This is a genomic window from Colwellia sp. E150_009 (assembly GCF_053543955.1).
In genome coordinates this window covers 32,562-49,769 of record NZ_JBHFOM010000024.1, presented here as the reverse complement: position 1 = coordinate 49,769, position 17,208 = coordinate 32,562, and the positions used below count along the sequence as shown (strand labels likewise).

General features: G+C 38.4%; 17 protein-coding genes, 1 tRNA gene and 1 riboswitch. Of the genes, 17 read left to right on the top strand and 1 reads right to left on the bottom strand.

Going from position 1 to position 17,208, the window contains the following annotated elements; all coding sequences use genetic code 11:
- Positions 1-7 precede the first annotated feature (7 nt).
- The 6 genes from ftsH (at position 8) to ACE1OF_RS11845 (ending at position 5,958) form a co-directional block, all read left to right on the top strand.
- A complete protein-coding gene (ftsH, locus tag ACE1OF_RS11870) occupies positions 8-1,972 on the top strand; it encodes an ATP-dependent zinc metalloprotease FtsH (RefSeq protein ID WP_448894684.1) in 1,965 nt (654 codons plus the stop codon).
- Positions 1,973-2,200: 228 nt separating this feature from the next.
- A complete protein-coding gene (gene folP, locus ACE1OF_RS11865) occupies positions 2,201-2,983 on the top strand; it encodes a dihydropteroate synthase (protein WP_448894712.1) in 783 nt (260 codons plus the stop codon).
- Between the two features lie 86 nt (positions 2,984-3,069).
- On the top strand, positions 3,070-4,407 hold the full coding sequence (gene glmM, locus ACE1OF_RS11860) for a phosphoglucosamine mutase (protein WP_448894682.1): 1,338 nt from the start codon (positions 3,070-3,072) through the stop codon (positions 4,405-4,407).
- 160 nt (positions 4,408-4,567) lie between these two features.
- Entirely contained in the window at positions 4,568-5,338 is a 771-nt protein-coding gene (gene tpiA / locus ACE1OF_RS11855; RefSeq protein ID WP_448894680.1) for a triose-phosphate isomerase, read from the top strand.
- 2 nt (positions 5,339-5,340) lie between these two features.
- Positions 5,341-5,748 (top strand): preprotein translocase subunit SecG, encoded by a 408-nt coding sequence (gene secG / locus ACE1OF_RS11850; RefSeq protein ID WP_448894678.1) that lies wholly within the window; start codon positions 5,341-5,343, stop codon positions 5,746-5,748.
- A gap of 125 nt (positions 5,749-5,873) precedes the next feature.
- Positions 5,874-5,958, top strand: a tRNA-Leu gene (locus ACE1OF_RS11845).
- Positions 5,959-6,074: 116 nt separating this feature from the next.
- Here ACE1OF_RS11845 and ACE1OF_RS11840 read toward each other — a convergent pair.
- Positions 6,075-6,974 carry a LysR family transcriptional regulator gene (locus tag ACE1OF_RS11840; protein ID WP_448894676.1) on the bottom strand — a complete coding sequence of 300 codons (900 nt, stop codon included), beginning with the start codon at positions 6,972-6,974 and terminating at the stop codon, positions 6,075-6,077.
- Positions 6,975-7,130: 156 nt separating this feature from the next.
- Here ACE1OF_RS11840 and ACE1OF_RS11835 point away from each other — a divergent pair, with 156 nt between their 5' ends.
- The 11 genes from ACE1OF_RS11835 to cobU all read left to right on the top strand — a co-directional run bounded on the left by ACE1OF_RS11835 (position 7,131) and on the right by cobU (position 17,194).
- On the top strand, positions 7,131-7,838 hold the full coding sequence (locus ACE1OF_RS11835; RefSeq protein WP_448894674.1) for a CoA transferase subunit A: 708 nt from the start codon (positions 7,131-7,133) through the stop codon (positions 7,836-7,838).
- 2 nt (positions 7,839-7,840) lie between these two features.
- Positions 7,841-8,497 carry a 3-oxoacid CoA-transferase subunit B gene (locus ACE1OF_RS11830; protein ID WP_448894672.1) on the top strand — a complete coding sequence of 219 codons (657 nt, stop codon included), beginning with the start codon at positions 7,841-7,843 and terminating at the stop codon, positions 8,495-8,497.
- Positions 8,498-8,546: 49 nt separating this feature from the next.
- Positions 8,547-9,731, top strand: a complete 1,185-nt coding sequence (bktB, locus tag ACE1OF_RS11825) for a beta-ketothiolase BktB (protein WP_448894670.1) — start codon at positions 8,547-8,549, stop codon at positions 9,729-9,731.
- A gap of 363 nt (positions 9,732-10,094) precedes the next feature.
- Positions 10,095-10,427 (top strand): helix-turn-helix domain-containing protein, encoded by a 333-nt coding sequence (locus ACE1OF_RS11820; protein WP_448894668.1) that lies wholly within the window; start codon positions 10,095-10,097, stop codon positions 10,425-10,427.
- Positions 10,421-11,740 (top strand): type II toxin-antitoxin system HipA family toxin, encoded by a 1,320-nt coding sequence (locus ACE1OF_RS11815; protein ID WP_448894666.1) that lies wholly within the window; start codon positions 10,421-10,423, stop codon positions 11,738-11,740. The genes ACE1OF_RS11820 and ACE1OF_RS11815 overlap by 7 nt, the downstream gene beginning before the upstream one ends.
- 16 nt (positions 11,741-11,756) lie before the next feature.
- A complete protein-coding gene (locus tag ACE1OF_RS11810) occupies positions 11,757-12,398 on the top strand; it encodes a histidine phosphatase family protein (protein WP_448894664.1) in 642 nt (213 codons plus the stop codon).
- An 88-nt stretch (positions 12,399-12,486) separates the two neighbouring features.
- Positions 12,487-12,666, top strand: a riboswitch (cobalamin riboswitch).
- Between the two features lie 115 nt (positions 12,667-12,781).
- Positions 12,782-13,615, top strand: coding sequence for an ABC transporter ATP-binding protein (locus tag ACE1OF_RS11805; protein WP_448894662.1), 834 nt, complete (start codon positions 12,782-12,784; stop codon positions 13,613-13,615).
- Complete coding sequence (locus tag ACE1OF_RS11800; protein ID WP_448894660.1) at positions 13,608-14,663, top strand: FecCD family ABC transporter permease; 1,056 nt, start codon at positions 13,608-13,610, stop codon at positions 14,661-14,663. The genes ACE1OF_RS11805 and ACE1OF_RS11800 overlap by 8 nt, the downstream gene beginning before the upstream one ends.
- 45 nt (positions 14,664-14,708) lie before the next feature.
- Positions 14,709-15,761, top strand: coding sequence for a nicotinate-nucleotide--dimethylbenzimidazole phosphoribosyltransferase (gene cobT / locus ACE1OF_RS11795; protein ID WP_448894658.1), 1,053 nt, complete (start codon positions 14,709-14,711; stop codon positions 15,759-15,761).
- A gap of 39 nt (positions 15,762-15,800) precedes the next feature.
- Positions 15,801-16,613 (top strand): adenosylcobinamide-GDP ribazoletransferase, encoded by an 813-nt coding sequence (locus ACE1OF_RS11790; RefSeq protein ID WP_448894656.1) that lies wholly within the window; start codon positions 15,801-15,803, stop codon positions 16,611-16,613.
- On the top strand, positions 16,613-17,194 hold the full coding sequence (cobU, locus tag ACE1OF_RS11785; RefSeq protein ID WP_448894655.1) for a bifunctional adenosylcobinamide kinase/adenosylcobinamide-phosphate guanylyltransferase: 582 nt from the start codon (positions 16,613-16,615) through the stop codon (positions 17,192-17,194). Before ACE1OF_RS11790 ends, cobU begins: the two co-directional genes overlap by 1 nt.
- Positions 17,195-17,208: the final 14 nt, after the last annotated feature.

Here is a 17,208-nt window from a genome sequence, read left to right as displayed (position 1 = left end):
CATTAAGTTGAGCGATATGGCAAAAAATCTTATTTTATGGTTAGTAATAGCTGTTGTTTTAATGTCTGTTTTTCAGAGTTTTTCTCCTAATAAAGCCAATGAATCACAAATGGACTATACCCGTTTCATCACTGATGTTCGTCAAGGACAAATTCGTGATGCTAGTGTAGACCGAAACGGTGTGATTACAGGTGAAAAACGCAGTGGAGAAAGTTATACCACTACAATTCCTGGTGGTTATGATCGTGACTTAATCAATGATCTAGTTAAACAAGGTGTTCGGGCTCAAGGTAAATTACCTGAAGAAACAAGCTTCCTAACAACAATTTTTGTTTCTTGGTTCCCAATGATCCTATTAATTGGTGTTTGGATCTTTTTCATGCGCCAAATGCAAGGCGGTGGCGGAAAAGGCGCTATGTCTTTTGGTAAATCAAAAGCTCGTCAATTAGGTGAAGAACAGATCAAAACTACCTTTGCCGATGTAGCTGGTTGTGATGAAGCGAAAGAAGATGTTGCAGAATTAGTTGATTATTTAAAAGAACCAACACGGTTTCAAAAGTTAGGTGGACGTATACCTTCAGGAATTCTACTGGTTGGCCAACCAGGTACAGGTAAAACGTTATTAGCAAAAGCCATTGCGGGTGAAGCAAAAGTACCTTTCTTTACAATTTCTGGCTCAGATTTTGTTGAGATGTTTGTTGGTGTTGGTGCTTCTCGTGTTCGTGATATGTTTGAACAAGCGAAAAAATCGGCACCATGTATTATCTTTATTGATGAAATTGATGCAGTAGGTCGCCAACGTGGCGCAGGTATGGGAGGCGGACATGATGAACGTGAACAAACCCTAAACCAAATGCTAGTAGAAATGGATGGTTTCGAAGGTAATGAAGGCGTTATTGTTATTGCAGCTACCAACCGTCCAGACGTGTTAGACCCTGCATTATTGCGCCCAGGCCGTTTTGACCGTCAAGTAACGGTAGGTTTACCTGATATTCGCGGTCGTGAACAAATTTTGAAAGTACACATGCGTAAAGTACCTTTAGGTGATGATGTTAAAGCATCGGTTATTGCACGTGGTACACCAGGTTTCTCTGGTGCTGATTTAGCTAACTTGGTAAACGAAGCGGCTTTATGGGCTGCCCGTACATCACGTCGTATTGTCTCTATGCATGAATTTGATAAAGCTAAAGACAAAATTATGATGGGCTCAGAACGCAAGTCGATGGTGATGAGTGAGTCTGAAAAAGAAATGACAGCTTACCATGAAGCAGGGCATGCTATTATTGGTCGTTTAGTACCTGATCATGATCCAGTGTATAAAGTGAGTATTATTCCTCGTGGTCGTGCACTGGGTGTTACTATGTATTTACCTGAGCAAGACAGATTTAGTCATTCTAAACAGCATTTAGAAAGTAATATTTCATCATTATATGGTGGCCGTATTGCTGAAGAAGTTATTTATGGTAGTGATAAAGTGTCAACAGGTGCGTCAAATGATATTGAACGTGCGACTAATATCGCCCGTAAAATGGTAACGCAATGGGGGTTATCTGAAATGGGGCCTATGTTATTTGCTGAAGAAGAAGGCGAAGTGTTTTTAGGCAGAACGTCTGCTAAATCATTACATATGTCTGATGAAACGGCTAAATTGATTGATGAAGAAATTAAATCAGTGATTGATCGTAACTACAAACGTGCAGAAACAATGATCAAAGATAATATGGACATTTTGCATGCAATGAAAGACGCATTAATGAAATATGAAACGATTGATGCATTACAAATTGATGATTTAATGGCAAGAACAGAAGTTAGACAGCCAGCAGATTGGGACGACAGCGACTCAGGCATTAACTCTAGTTCTAACTCAAGCTCAAATACTAAAGGTGGCTCTGAAAAAAAATCAGAAAAACCAGAGGTAAAGGTGACACCAGATCTTACTGAGCCAAGTAGCGATGCACCAGCTAAATAATTAAGCATAAAACTTAATTAAAAGGCCTCGATATTTACTAAAAAGAAAGTAAACATCGAGGCTTTATTTTATAAACAGTCTTTAAATATTTTTATAACTTGTAACCATAAAATCATGCCTGAAACAGCGTTAAAAAATCAACCTAAATCCACCCCATCTAATAAAGGCATATCGAGCCAAATCATTACTAATATAACGCCTTTATCACACCTAAATAGTGTAGAAGTGATGGGAATAGTTAATGTCACACCAGATTCTTTTTCTGATGGAGGTAAATTTGCTCATATTGATAACGCCTTAGTGCAGGTTGAGTTAATGATAAGCAATGGTGTTGATATTATCGATATTGGCGGTGAATCAACGCGTCCTGGTGCATTAGCTGTAAATGACCAAGATGAAATAGCACGAGTTATTCCATTATTAAAAGCCATAAAATCGCGTTTTAACGTTAAAGTGTCTATTGATACCAGTAAAGCTAATGTAATGAGCGAAGCCATTACATATGATGCAGATATCATTAATGATGTACGAGCATTACAAAATAATGGTTGTATTGATGTTATAGCACAAAGTGATGTTTTGGTTTGCTTAATGCATATGCAAGGTATGCCCAGAACAATGCAAGAAAATCCACATTATGAAAATATCATGACTGATATAATACGTTTTTTTGAACAACGTATTCAATGTTGCGAAGAAAAGGGCATTGATAGGCGTCGACTCATTTTAGACCCCGGTTTTGGGTTTGGTAAAACCTTAACCGATAATTATAAAATGCTTGCACAAATGGCAAAATTTAAAAAACTTAATTTACCACTACTTTCAGGTACATCACGTAAATCAATGCTTGGCAATTTATTAAACCGTGACGTTAATCATCGATTAGCGGGTAGTTTAACTTCAGCCATTGTTGCCGTGCAGAAAGGAGCCAGTATAATACGAGTGCATGATGTGGCAGAAACAGTTGATGCACTTAAAATTTTAACCGCAGTAGCTCAACAGGAAACGTAAGCAGTTACTCGCGAGACGTTTAGCTTTAGCCTAAAAGCAAGCTAATACTAAGCTAAAAAATTGAATATAAAGATAAAGGAAAAACAATGTCTAGTCGTAAATATTTTGGTACTGATGGTGTTCGCGGATTAGTAGGTCAATATCCAATTTCCCCTGAATTTGTTATGAAACTAGGTTACGCTGCTGGTAAAGTTTTAGCAGCCCAAGGTACTAAAAAAGTATTAATTGGTAAAGATACACGCATTTCAGGTTACATGCTTGAATCAGCTTTAGAAGCTGGATTTTCTGCCGCAGGCATCGATATTGGTCTTTTAGGGCCTATGCCTACCCCAGGAATTGCTTACTTAACTAAAACATTTCGTGCAGAAGCGGGCGTTGTGATCAGCGCATCTCATAACCCTTATTATGACAATGGCATTAAATTTTTCTCACAAGATGGGCAAAAATTACCTGACGAGGTTGAATTAGCCATTGAAGCAGAATTAGATAAACCAATGGGCTGTGTTGAAAGCGCTTATTTAGGTAAAGCCTACCGAATTGAAGATGCAGCAGGGCGCTATATTGAATTTTGCAAAAGTAATTTTCCAAGCCAAATGTCATTACAAAATTTAACTATCGTTGTTGACTGTGCTCATGGCGCAACTTACCATATTGCCCCTAATGTTTTTCGTGAATTAGGGGCAACCGTAATCGAAGTCGGGGCATCGCCTAATGGTATTAATATTAATGATGGTTGTGGCGCAACCTCAATGAAATTGATCAGTGAGGCCGTTGTTGAACACAAGGCTGATTTAGGTATTGCACTTGACGGTGATGGTGATCGTTTAATGATGGTGGATCATACTGGTTACGTTATTGATGGCGATGAAGTAGTGTATATTATTGCTTGTAATGATTTGAAATCTGGCGTTTTTGAAGGTGGTGTAGTTGGCACATTAATGAGTAACATGGGGCTAGAACTAGCATTAGAGCAACTAGACATACCATTTGCACGCAGTAATGTAGGCGACAGATATGTAATGGAATTGCTCAGAGACAAAGGCTGGCAACTCGGTGCTGAAAATTCAGGCCATATTATTAATTTAAACCACACCTCGACAGGTGATGGTATTATTGCCGCTTTAAACGTGCTAACAGCAATTAAACAGCAAAACAAATCATTATTTGAATTACGTCAAGGCATGACGATGCTGCCACAAATACTCGTTAATGTGCGTTTTACTGGTGACAGTGACCCTATTAATTCTCCTAGCGTAAAAGCATCTGTAGAACGGGTTAATGAAGTATTATCAGGGCGTGGACGGGTATTATTACGTAAATCTGGTACAGAACCGTTAATTAGAGTGATGGTTGAAGGACCAGTGATGGATGAAGTGACTGCATTGGCAAATGAAATTGCCGAAGCCGTTAAATTAGCCAGTTAATTCAATAAGCATATTATATGTTTGAAAAAACAGCAATTACACAAATAATTGAAGTGATAATTGATAGATTTTAACTTATCACTTGTAAGTTAATCTCAGGTTAGTTAATATCTCGCGGCTTCATTTTACAATGCATTGAAAAGTGGATAGAGGATAATTTATGACTAGAGAAGCAATTGTTGCAGCTAACTGGAAAATGAATGGTGATACAGCTTTAGTTAACACCATGATTTCGGGTTTAAATAACGTTGAACTGCAAGACAACGTCAAGGTAGTGATTTGTCCTAGCACCCCCTATTTATCAGCATTAGTAGTAAAAGCAAAAGAAGATAAATTAAATGCAACTATTAGTATAGGCGCGCAAAATGTCAGTGAACATGACAATGGTGCGTTTACTGGTGAAATTTCTACAAAAATGTTGCAGGAATTGTCGGTAGAATTTGTTATTATAGGCCACTCTGAACGTAGATGCTTATATCATGAAACTTCTACCCAAGCTGCTCATAAAGTTAAAGCTGCACTGAATGCAGGTTTAACGCCTATTTTGTGTATTGGCGAAAGTGAAGCAGAGCGAGCAACGGAACAAACAGAAACAGTACTTGCTTTACAATTACAACCCGTAATTGACGAAGTAGGTATAGAAAAATTTATTGATGTTGTTATTGCCTACGAACCCGTTTGGGCTATAGGCACAGGAAAAACAGCATCAAGTGAGATGGCACAAGAAACACATCAATTTATTCGCCAATTTTTAGCGAAAGCTAATGAAAATGTCGCGGCTAAAGTGCCTTTGTTATATGGTGGCAGCGTTAACGCGTCAAACTGTGAAGAATTATTTGCACAACCTGATATAGACGGTGGTCTTATTGGCGGTGCTAGTTTACAAGTTGAACAATTCAAAGTGATTTGTTCAGCAGCTAAAGGAAAGTAAAAATGTTGTATCAAGTTTTAATTATAGCTTACGTACTTATTGCCTTAGCCTTAATCGGTTTAGTGCTAATTCAACAAGGTAAAGGTGCCGATATGGGCGCATCGTTTGGTGCAGGTTCATCAGCAACGGTTTTTGGCTCAGGCGGATCAGGTAACTTTTTAACTAAAATGACTACATGGTTAGCTATAGGTTTTTTTGCTATTAGTCTAGTATTAGGTAACCTAACGGCAAACCGTACTAAATCAGTAGAAGAATGGAATGACCTAAGCGCACCTGTTAGTGAGCAAACTATTGCTACCGATGCCATTCCAAGTGATGCCAGTGCAGAACCACAAATGATTGAAAACTCAGACGTACCTGCAGCTGATGCACCTGTTACTGAAAAAGACGAAAGCGATATTCCTAAATAACGCAAGCAGTACAGTTAGTTAATTGGTAAAAATAGTTAGTACAAATAGCACAAAAGTAACTTAGCTAAGCAACTTCAATAATAGCAAGTTAACTTAAAAAACAGACAGGATAAATTTAGTATTGCGCGGTTGTGGCGGAATTGGTAGACGCGCCAGCTTGAGGGGCTGGTGACTTAGGTCGTGGGGGTTCAAGTCCCCCCAACCGCACCACTAAATTAAACAAAGAAGAACGAAATAGACCAGAACAGCCTTTAATAATAAAGGGTTCTGGTTTTTTTATGTTTACTCTATTCTGAGGGGGGAAAATCTAGTCCATTTAGCACTAGCTAAAGCACTAGTTGTTGATAATAACGTTGTAATACTTCGGCGAAAGCTTGTGCCGTTTTAGATAGTGGATATCTACGACGAGTAATAATGCCAACTCTACGACTGATTACGGGTGATGAGAGTTCTCTAAACTCAAGGTTTAACGTTTGCATTTGTTGTTTATAAAGCGATGGCATAACACTAACGCCTAACCCAGTTGCTACCATTTGAACAACCGTGGCTAATTGATTGGTTTCAAAACTTACATTTAAGAATATATCTTGTTCTGCCAATATATTGTCCATGAGTAACCTAATACTCGAAGGGCGTTTTAAGGTGATGAAAGGGTAATCAATTAAATGTTGCCAACCCACTTGCTCAATTTTCATTAGGGGGTGTTTTTTTGGAAAAACGGCGACAAATCTATCGGAATATAAGGCCTCAAACTTTAAGTCGTCTGACGCTCCTGGATCAAAAGTTATCGCAAATTCTACTTTACCCGTTTGTACCATTTCAATCGCGTCTTCAGCGATAACATCATGAATTTTCACTTTGATGTCTGGATATCGTTTGTTAAATGCTAAAAGGTGTTGTGGCAGGTGTGTGCTTGCAAAGGAGGGCATAGCAGCAAGTGATAAGTTCCCACGTTGTAACGAAAATAACTCATTAAGTTCAACAAATGCATTATCAAAATCAGCGAGTAATCGCTTAGCCACAGGTAAAAATATTTCACCCTCAGGGGTTAGTGACAGTGTTCTTGTTGACCTTGCTAAGAGTTTTCCGCCAACACTTTCTTCTAAGTTTTTAAAGGCAGTGCTTAATGCAGGTTGCGATATATGCAGTAATTCGCTGGCTTCAACAAAACTGTTTACCTCAACCACCGCTAGAAAAGCTCTAATCTGTTTAATGGTTATATTCATATTACATTCACGTTACATCCATATGTTTATTTATAAAAATAAGTTATCAATTATTAATATTAATCAATTTTACAAATCTATTCAATTGTAAGATGCTTAGGCCCTAGTTTTAAAAGCATAAGGGCTCTTCTTACATAATAAGAACAGTAAAATAATATGGCAGGGTTTAATAAAGTAGTACATAGTTATGAAGAAGCTATGGCAGGGTTAACAGATAACATGACTGTGATCGCAGGCGGTTTTGGCTTGTGCGGCATTCCAGAAAATTTAATTGCTGAGATAAAACGTAAAGGCATTAAAGGCTTAACACTTGTATCTAACAACTGTGGGGTTGATGATTTTGGCTTAGGTTTATTATTACCTAATCGCCAAATTAGAAAAATTGTTGCCTCGTATGTGGGTGAAAATGCTGAGTTTGAACGTCAAATGATGTCAGGTGAACTTGAGGTAGAGCTAACACCACAAGGCACGTTGGCTGAAAAAATGCGTGCAGGTGGTGCTGGAATTCCTGCTTTTTACACGGCAACAGGTGTAGGTACGCCAGTTGCTGAAGGTAAAGATGAACGTCAATTTAATGGTCGAGATTATATTTTAGAAGAATCAATCACGGGTGACTTTGCCATTGTAAAAGCGTGGAAAGCTGACAAGTATGGAAATTTAGTTTTTAGAAAAACAGCGCGTAATTTTAATCCTATGGCGGCAACGGCTGGTAAAATAACTGTAGTTGAAGTGGAAGAAATTGTTGAGCCAGGCGAGTTGAACCCTGATGAAATTCATACCTCCGGTATTTACGTAAATCGTTTAATTCAAGGTACGTTTGAGAAGCGAATTGAACAACGAACCACCCGACCTTCAGGAGAATAATCATGGCTTTATCCAGAGAACAAATTGCGCAACGTGTCGCTCAAGAATTACAAGACGGTTATTACGTAAATTTAGGCATAGGTATTCCAACACTGGTTGCTAACTATGTACCTGAAGGTGTGGAAGTTATGCTTCAATCTGAAAATGGCCTTTTAGGCATGGGGCAATTTCCAACAGAAGATGAGATAGATGCGGATTTGATTAATGCAGGTAAACAAACGGTTACCATGGCAAAGGGTGCGTCATTATTCGACTCAGCTGAATCGTTTGCCATGATTCGTGGTGGTCATGTTGATCTAACCGTATTGGGGGCTTTTGAAGTCGATGTTAATGGCAACATTGCCTCATACATGATTCCAGGAAAATTAATTAAAGGAATGGGCGGTGCAATGGACTTAGTTGCAGGGGCAGACAATATTATTGTCACCATGACTCATGCGTCAAAACATGGTGAATCAAAACTGTTAGCTAACTGTACTCTGCCACTAACAGGTAAAGGGTGCATTAAAAAAATACTTACTGATTTGGCATTTCTTGAAATTAAAGAAGGTAAATTTCATTTGTTAGAACGTGCCCCTGGGGTTTCGGTTGATGAAATTGTTAAGTTAACAGCAGGGGATTTGGTTGTTCCTGACAATGTACCTGAAATGCAGTTTTAACCATTATATGTTGAGTTTGTATTTATAATTTTGAAAATAAGAGAATATTATGTCAGATCGTGAAGTAGTTTTTTTAAGTGGTGTTCGTAGTGCTATTGCGGATTTTGGTGGCTCATTAAAAGATATGGCACCAACAGACTTGGCTGGGATTGTGGTTGCTGAAGCGGTTAAGCGCTCAGGTGTAAAGAGTGAAGATGTTGGTCATTGTGTTATTGGTAATGTGACTCACTCTGATCGTCGCGATATGTACATGAGTCGTGTTGCTGCGCTTAAAGGGGGATTATCTGAAGCGACGCCTTCGTTAACGGTTAATCGCCTGTGTGGCTCAGGTTTACAAGCAATTGTGTCAACGGCGCAGTTGTTATTATTGAATGACTGCGATTTAGCTGTTGCTGGTGGCGCAGAATCTATGTCTCGTGTGCCTTATTGGGTTCCAACTGCTCGCTTTGGTAGCAAAATGGGAGATACGCAAATGGTTGACCCTATGGTGGGCGCATTAACGTGTCCTATTGGCGATACACACATGGGAGTTACGGCCGAAAATGTTGCTGAGCAATGGGGCATTACTCGAGCTGAACAAGATGAAGCGGCAGTTGAATCTCACCGTCGTGCACAACGTGCTATTGAAGAAAATCGTTTTGGTGAGCAAATTGTTGATATTGAACTTAAAACGCGTAAAGGCGTAACGGTTTATAATACTGACGAGCATGTACGTTTTGATTGTACGTTAGCCGATATGAAGAAACTGCGTACTGTATTTAAAAAAGATGGTACCGTTACAGCAGGTAATGCTTCAGGAATAAATGATGCTGCAGCCGCCGTGGTGATGGCAGATAGTGAATATGCTAAAAAAAATGGTTTAAAACCTATTGCTAAGTTAGTGGGTTATGCTTTTGCTGGTGTTGCCCCTGAAATCATGGGTGTGGGTCCAGTACCTGCGGTAAATAAGTTATTAGCAAAAACGGGCGTTAACAAAAATGATATTGATGTGTGGGAAATTAACGAAGCCTTTGCTTCACAAGCACTAGCAGTATGTCGTGATCTTGATCTTGATATGAGCAAGGTAAATCCGAATGGCTCAGGTATTTCGCTTGGTCATCCAATTGGTGCTACGGGCGCGTTAATTAGCGTTAAAGCTATTTATGAATTACAACGCATTCAAGGTAAGTATGCGGTTGTAACTATGTGTATTGGCGGCGGACAAGGTATTGCCGCGTTAATAGAACGCTGTTAATAGGTTTAACATTGTGAACCGATAAACAAATTGGTTTAGGTGTGAGCTTTTCTGTTTTACTTTAATATGCATCATATAAAAAGTGTCACAAATGCTTATGCAATTATGGTAGCAGGCCATCTTGCTACCATTTCAATACTACCAAATATATTTTACTCAATTTCATAAAGTACTGACGTTATTATGAAGTTAGGAACGAGTGAACACTTAGATTAATAAATAACGGCATGAACTTGGTATTAAAAGCACTTTAAAGTACTATTGTTAAGTCTTGATTGATGCTTTGTTTGTGTGGTTTAATAAACCCTATAGGGATGTTAATTAGTTTTAATTTCCATAAAGCTACTTTTAAGGGTTTTTATCATGTTTAAAGATTTAACGCCACATGCTATTGCAAGCGAGTTAGGGGAAAGAATTAAAACTGCTCGTCTTAATGCTAATCTTACCCAAAAAGCATTAGCTAAAAAAGCTGGACTATCACTTAAAGCAGTAACGAATAGTGAAAAAGGCAAATCAACACTTGAGTCGATAATTGCTATTTTAATTGCGCTTGAAATAACAGAACAATTCAACACTTTTATACCTAAACAAGAAATCTCTCCTGTTCAATTAATGGAATTACAAGGTAAAGAAAGAAAAAGAGCCTCAAGTACGCCTAAAAGCAACGAACAAAGTAAGGATACTCCAACATGGTAACTGAGGTTATAAAGGTTAAATACAAAGAATATGACGTAGGCGCAGTAAGTTATAATACTGATACCAAAATAGGTGCGTTTGAATACTTTCCAAGCTTTATAAGAACAGGCATAGAATTATCACCGATCAAAATGCCTCTGAGTAAAAAAATTTACTCATTTCCACAATTAGACTACCTAACATTTAAAGGGCTACCAGGGCTTATTGCCGACTCACTGCCTGATGATTTTGGTAATGCTGTTATGAATGCTTGGATAGCTAGCCAGGGTAAATCAACAAGCGATATAACGCCTTTGCAGCGATTACAATACACGGGTAAACGAGGTATGGGTGCTTTAACTTTTTCGCCTGCAACAAAAAGAAAAAACCTCAATGCTTCTCAACCAATACATATTGAGTCTCTCATTGCCATTGCTCAGAGTGTTTTAGATAAACGTGAACAATTTACACTTAATTTAAGCAGCAAAGGGCAAGAGGATAAAGAAAGTATGATGTCGCTGTTGTCTGTTGGCATGAGCGCTGGTGGAGCAAGGCCTAAAGCCGTACTTGCGTTTAATGAAAATTTTAGTCAAGTGCGTTCTGGGCAAACGGATGCGCCAAAAGGTTTTACTCATTATTTAATGAAATTTGATGGTGTAAGTGAACACAATAAAAACCAAGAGACTTTTGGTGATCCTATGGGGTATGGGGCAATGGAATATACATATCACTTATTAGCCAAAAAGTGTGGTATTGATATGATGCCATGTTATCTACTTAATGAGGGTAATAGAAGACACTTTATAACGCAAAGGTTTGATCGTAACGGCAATGATAAAATACACATTCAAACACTTAATGGGCTTGAGCATGTAAGTTACAAACAAATAGGTTCGTATTCTTATGCTGAGCTATTTGGTACCGCAAGAAAGCTACATCTTAGCCCTGATGATGCCGTACAATTATTCAAACGTATGGTGTTTAATGTAATCTCTCGAAACCATGACGATCATGCTAAAAACTTCGCTTTTACTTTAGATCAAAAAAATGCATGGCAATTAGCTCCAGCTTATGATTTAGCCTATAGCTACAAACCTGATAGTCATTGGGTTAGTAAACATTGGATGACTTTGAATGGCAAACAAGACAATTTCACCAGAGATGATTTTTACAGTTTTCAAAAATTAAGCCCTATATTTACTAAACGTAAAATAGATGACGTACTAAATCAAACCACTGAGGTTATATCAAATTGGGATAAACTTGCATTAGAGCAAGAAGTACCTAGTTCTTTGATAAAAGAAGTGAGCAAAAACCTCAGGCTTGATTTATGAATGAGCAACAGCTGACATGAATACTAAACTAAAAGCATTAATGCCCGTAGGCGAGGGAATACTGTATTTATTGCGTCACGGTGAAATAAGCACACCAGGTATTTTAGCTGGTAAAACTAATGTTCCTTTGTCTGATGTTGGCGTGAAACAATTATCACAAACGGCTGGGTCACTTCAAGATATTAATCGCTGTATTAGTTCACCTTTAATACGGTGCCATACATGGGCAAAAAAGTATTGTCAGCAACATAACTTACCCCTTGAAGTTGATAATCAATTACAAGAAATGGATTTTGGTGATTGGGACGGTCAACGTTATCAATCATTATGGGATAAAACTGAACAGGCTGGCACAAGTTCTATTGGTGATTTTTGGCAAGATCCATGGCAATGCCAACCTCCTAATGGTGAAACGATGGAGCATTTTGTAAGCCGTGTTGATCATTGGTGGCAACACTACTGTGCAGACAAGCCATTACAAAATACTTTGGTAGTGACTCATGCAGGGGTAATCAAATACCTATTGGCTAAAGTGTTAAATTTACCTATTCCTGGTACAGTACATATGACCTCAATTGATGTGCCATATGCAAGTTTGATAAAAATATCCCTATACCGAGATGAGTTGGGGAAAGTGTGGTCGAAAATAGTGTTATAGCATATATTTTTTTATCACGGTTTCCTTTCACAAAAAAAGAAATAACGCTTGCTATTTTTATTCAGCCGTTGATAATCACGTGCTGTAAAGATAGTCATTAAATTTTAATGTTATTACACTTAAAATTAACTAAAAGTGTAATATTTGGGAATGTGGTGAAAAGCCACAACTGTACCCGCAACTGTAAGTCAGTGTTCAATATTTATCCAAGTTAAACTTGTGTAATTGGCTGACAAGTCAGGATACCCATTAAAAGTTAATCACCTATATTAATTCGAGCGGGTTACTCGAACAGTGTCTCTTCATTCAGTTGTAGCATTTTTATGTTAACAATAACGAATTGATTGTGCGTTGTTTGACCGCTTACCAAAAGCGAGTAAACAATGACCCAGGGTCTTAAAGTCACTCAATCAGCATTTTTAACGGCAGAACATCTACGTTGGTGTACTGACGGTAATGTGATCCTTGATGATATTAGTTTTGTTGTTGAAAAGGGCAGCTTTACTGGTATTCTTGGGCCAAATGGTGCAGGAAAATCAAGTTTACTTCGTTGTTTATATCGCTTTATAAAACCTGAACAAGGTGTTATTAGCCTTGAATGTCAAGATATCTGGCAAATAAATGCTAATGATTTCGCCAAAAATGTTGCTGTTGTTTTACAAGAAACACCGTCACATTTTAATTTAACTGTGCACGATGTGGTTGCCCTAGGGTTAATTCCCCATAAAGGAATATTTTCACGTGCCAATAAAACTGACGATGAAAAAATATCACAGGCCATAGAACAAGTCGGCTTAACGCATAAAGATAAACAAAGTTTTGAACATTTGTCAGGTGGCGAAAAACAGCGAGCATTAATTGCACGTGCTATGGTGCAATCACCCAGTTTGTTGCTTATGGATGAACCCACTAGCCATTTAGATGTTCGTTATCAAATTCAAATAATGGAACTGGCAAAATCTCTAGGTATAACCGTTATCACTTCTTTTCATGATCTGAATCTTGCCAGTGCGATGTGTGATAATATTTTGGTATTAAATCAAGGCAAGCTTGTCTGTCAAGGCACTCCTCAAGAAGTGCTTACCCGTGAAATGTTGTCGGATGTGTTTGGCGTGTGCGCGCATGTTAGCGAACACCATCAACATAAAGTGCCGCATATTTCTTATTACTATGGCTATGTTCAAAATGATACTGAACATGAGGATAATCATGTTTAGCGCAGTTGTTGAAAAGAAAAAGGTATCTAGATTGACTGAAAGCCATATAAGCCAGCCAGCTATCATAGTGCTAGTGTTATTTGTGTGTATCTTTAGTCTTTTTTGTGCACTGTCTTTTGGTGCGGCAGATATTACTTTTACCGATGTGTGGCATAGTGTTTGGCAAAATAATGAAGATAAAAATGTTGGTTTTATACAGCGTATTATCTGGGGGTTACGCATGCCCCGAGCTATTTTGGCATTTTTAGCTGGTTGTGGTTTGGCTATCTCAGGACTTATCTTACAAATTGTAACACGTAACCCATTGGCAGACCCTTATTTATTTGGAATATCATCGGGTGCCTCGCTTGGCGTCGTTATTCTTATTGCTTTTATGGGGGGGGTTTTTACTGCGATGACACCTATTGCTGCTTTTGCTGGCAGCTTGGTGGCTATGGTTATGTTGATGTTAATAGCAGGCCGCCGACAAAGCCAGCAGGTTGAGTCCATGTTATTAGCTGGTGTCGCCTTGTCTTTTTTGTTTAGTTCTTTTACCAGCCTGCTGCTTTACCACACAGATCCCCAAGCTGTCTCTGCTGTACTTTTTTGGACAATGGGGAGCTTTTCACGTGCTCAATGGGGTAATTTGTTTTTTCCTGCCGTTGTTATTATTGCCTGCATTATTTTCATGTTGGCCTATAGACGTCAATTAAATGCAATGTTATTAGGTGACGAAAGTGCCACAACCTTGGGCATTAATGTGAATCGTTTTCGTATTATTATGTTACTTCTTAGTTCCTTAATTACCGCTACGCTTGTGTCTATGTGTGGTGGAATTGGTTTTGTTGGTTTAATGATCCCACACATTGTTCGCTTTTTTATCTCCCAAGGCACCGTTTTCGGTATTGTATTAACGGCACTTGTGGGGGGAATATTTATGATTTGGGTAGATATATTATCAAGAACACTTTTGGTGAACCAAGAGTTACCTGTCGGAGTGATTACTGCTGCGACAGGTAGCTTGTTTTTCCTAACCTTACTTTATTTTAGAAAGAATAGGCCTAGCTAAACTCTTTTACTAACAATTAGATAAATACTTTCAAATGAGACAAGCATGAAATACGCAATTACAATGGTTAACACGCACTTTGATGAAAAAATTCAAGCGAAAATTGACGGTAAAACAAAGCCTCTTGGTGCGTTAGGGCAAATAGAAGTTATTGCTAAAAAAATAGCCGCAATACAAGGAATGGTTACTAATCAAATTGATTCTTTAGCGATTAATCAGCCAACCTTAATTGTTTTCGCAGGTGATCATGGTGTAGCGTCAGAAGGCGTGTCGATAGCCCCCAGTGAAGTGACTGGGCAAATGGTGGCAAATTTTGCAACGGGTGGCGCAGCTATTAATGTGTTTTGTCGTCAATTAGGGTGGCAACTTAGTGTTGTTGACGCGGGTATTTTACATGAGCCACCAGCGCAATTAAAGGTGATAAATCAGCGTTTAGGATCTATTACTGAACCATTACACCAAGCACCAGCTATGACTTTAGCGACGGTAGAACACGGCTTTGTAATGGCGAGAGACTTGGTTAAAAACGTAAAACAAAAGGGCAGTAATTTAGTTGCTTTTGGTGAAATGGGCATTGGTAATACTACATCAGCGTCGGCAATCATGGCAGCTATTATGAAACTATCGCCAGCAGAAACTGTTGGTAAAGGTACAGGGGTATCAGATGACATTATGGCTAAAAAACAACAAGTGGTTACACAAGCATTAAAGTTACACCGTAATAGTTTAAATGATCCTTGGCAGCTATTAGCTTGTTTAGGTGGTTTTGAAATTGTTCAAATAACGGGTGCTATGTTAGCAGCAGCTGAACAGAGTATGCATATTTTAATCGATGGTTTTATTTGTACTGCTGCAGCGATGGTTGCGGTGTTAATAAATCCTGCCGTAAAAGATTATATGATATTCGCACATTGTTCGGGAGAACAAGGGCATCATAAAATGCTCAAATGGCTAGGGGTTGAACCGTTATTAAATCTTGGCTTACGCTTAGGCGAGGGCACTGGAGCGGCATTGGCATTACCACTAATTCAAGCGTCAGTCGCTTTTTATAACGACATGGCCAGTTTTGAACAAGCAGAGGTGACTAACGTTGTTTAGCTCGGACACCCATTTACGCACTTGAAGAGTCATATAAAGATGCATAGCTTTCATCAACAAATAAAACCGCAACTTATGCTACTTTTGTTAGCCATTAGTTTTTTCACTCGTATACCTGTGCGTTTACCTGCTGATATTACTGCTGAGCAACTAAATAAAGCCAGTAGATACTTTGCCGTGGTTGGTTTTTTGGTTGGCCTTATTTGTTCATTGATTTATGCAGTTTCAGTTGAACATGTACCGAAAAGCATTGCTGTTTTAATTGCGATGGCTGCAAGCTTAATTATCACGGGAAGTTTTCATGAAGATGGCTGGGCTGACGTGTGGGATGGCTTTGGTGGCGGCTGGAGTATAGAACAAAAACTAAATATCATGAAAGATAGTCGTTTAGGAACATACGGTGCGGCAGCTTTATTTCTTATTTTATTACTAAAATATCAAAGCCTCATTGCACTTCCCTCACCCGTTATCGCACTTATTATTGCTAATACTTTAAGCCGTGTTGTTGCCACTAGCTTAATTTTTGACATGTCTTATGTAGCCTTTGATGCCACATCGAAAGTAAAGCCCTTAGCACAATATTTATCAACCAATAGTTTACTTATTTTATTATTAACAGGGCTGTTGGTCAGTATCTGTTTTCTGCCTGTAGGTGAATGTATTTTATTGTTTGTTATTTTATTTATTTTTAGAGCCTTATTAGCTTTTTGGTTTACCCGTCAATTAGGTGGTTATACTGGTGATTGTTTAGGTGCAGCTCAACAAAGTAGTGAAATTGTTGTTTATTTAAGTTTATTAATATTTGGGTATGGTGAGTCTGTATTAGGCGTTAGCTCAGGAGTTGTTAATTAATGTCTATTCATTTGATTTTAGGTGGTGCTCGCTCTGGAAAAAGCTCGTTTGCTGAAAAACTTGCTAAGCAGAATGAAACAAATTTTAATGCTCAGGTTTTTTACCTTGCAACCGCGCAATCATTAGATAAAGAGATGTCAGTGCGAATTGAACAACATCAACTGCAACGTCCTGAACATTGGGGGTTAGTTGAATCACCAATTCATTTGGGTGCTGCTATTGAGCATTTAATATTCACACATCAAAGTGAACATGAATCGTCTATGACTATTTTGGTTGATTGTTTAACTTTATGGTTAAGTAATTGTTTATGCTCGGCTAAAAAAAACTGTTGGCAGCAAGAAAAACAATTGTTTCTTAATGTGCTTTCCACTTTAAGTACGTCAAATAAGGTCAATTTGTTACTGGTAAGTAATGAAGTTGGGCACGGTATTGTGCCAATGGGAGAACTGTCTCGTAATTTTGTTGACCAAGCAGGTTGGTTACATCAAGACATTGCAGCGATAGCAACAGATGTTGATTTTATTATGGCGGGTATTGCCTTGTCGCTTAAATCAAAGTCACTTAAATTAATGCAATAAAAGTCAAAGGGGCG

Excerpts from the sequence above, each read along its gene's own strand:
- ACE1OF_RS11810 (WP_448894664.1), top strand. The coding sequence starts at position 11,757 with ATGAATACTAAACTAAAAGCATTAATGCCCGTAGGCGAGGGAATACTG.
- ACE1OF_RS11805 (WP_448894662.1), top strand. The coding sequence starts at position 12,782 with ATGACCCAGGGTCTTAAAGTCACTCAATCAGCATTTTTAACGGCAGAA.
- ACE1OF_RS11840 (WP_448894676.1), bottom strand. The coding sequence starts at position 6,974 with ATGAATATAACCATTAAACAGATTAGAGCTTTTCTAGCGGTGGTTGAG.
- tpiA (WP_448894680.1), top strand. The coding sequence starts at position 4,568 with ATGACTAGAGAAGCAATTGTTGCAGCTAACTGGAAAATGAATGGTGAT.
- bktB (WP_448894670.1), top strand. The coding sequence starts at position 8,547 with ATGTCAGATCGTGAAGTAGTTTTTTTAAGTGGTGTTCGTAGTGCTATT.
- ACE1OF_RS11820 (WP_448894668.1), top strand. The coding sequence starts at position 10,095 with ATGTTTAAAGATTTAACGCCACATGCTATTGCAAGCGAGTTAGGGGAA.
- cobT (WP_448894658.1), top strand. The coding sequence starts at position 14,709 with ATGAAATACGCAATTACAATGGTTAACACGCACTTTGATGAAAAAATT.
- ACE1OF_RS11835 (WP_448894674.1), top strand. The coding sequence starts at position 7,131 with ATGGCAGGGTTTAATAAAGTAGTACATAGTTATGAAGAAGCTATGGCA.
- ACE1OF_RS11790 (WP_448894656.1), top strand. The coding sequence starts at position 15,801 with ATGCATAGCTTTCATCAACAAATAAAACCGCAACTTATGCTACTTTTG.
- folP (WP_448894712.1), top strand. The coding sequence starts at position 2,201 with ATGGGAATAGTTAATGTCACACCAGATTCTTTTTCTGATGGAGGTAAA.
- glmM (WP_448894682.1), top strand. The coding sequence starts at position 3,070 with ATGTCTAGTCGTAAATATTTTGGTACTGATGGTGTTCGCGGATTAGTA.
- ACE1OF_RS11800 (WP_448894660.1), top strand. The coding sequence starts at position 13,608 with ATGTTTAGCGCAGTTGTTGAAAAGAAAAAGGTATCTAGATTGACTGAA.
- ACE1OF_RS11830 (WP_448894672.1), top strand. The coding sequence starts at position 7,841 with ATGGCTTTATCCAGAGAACAAATTGCGCAACGTGTCGCTCAAGAATTA.
- secG (WP_448894678.1), top strand. The coding sequence starts at position 5,341 with ATGTTGTATCAAGTTTTAATTATAGCTTACGTACTTATTGCCTTAGCC.
- cobU (WP_448894655.1), top strand. The coding sequence starts at position 16,613 with ATGTCTATTCATTTGATTTTAGGTGGTGCTCGCTCTGGAAAAAGCTCG.
- ACE1OF_RS11815 (WP_448894666.1), top strand. The coding sequence starts at position 10,421 with ATGGTAACTGAGGTTATAAAGGTTAAATACAAAGAATATGACGTAGGC.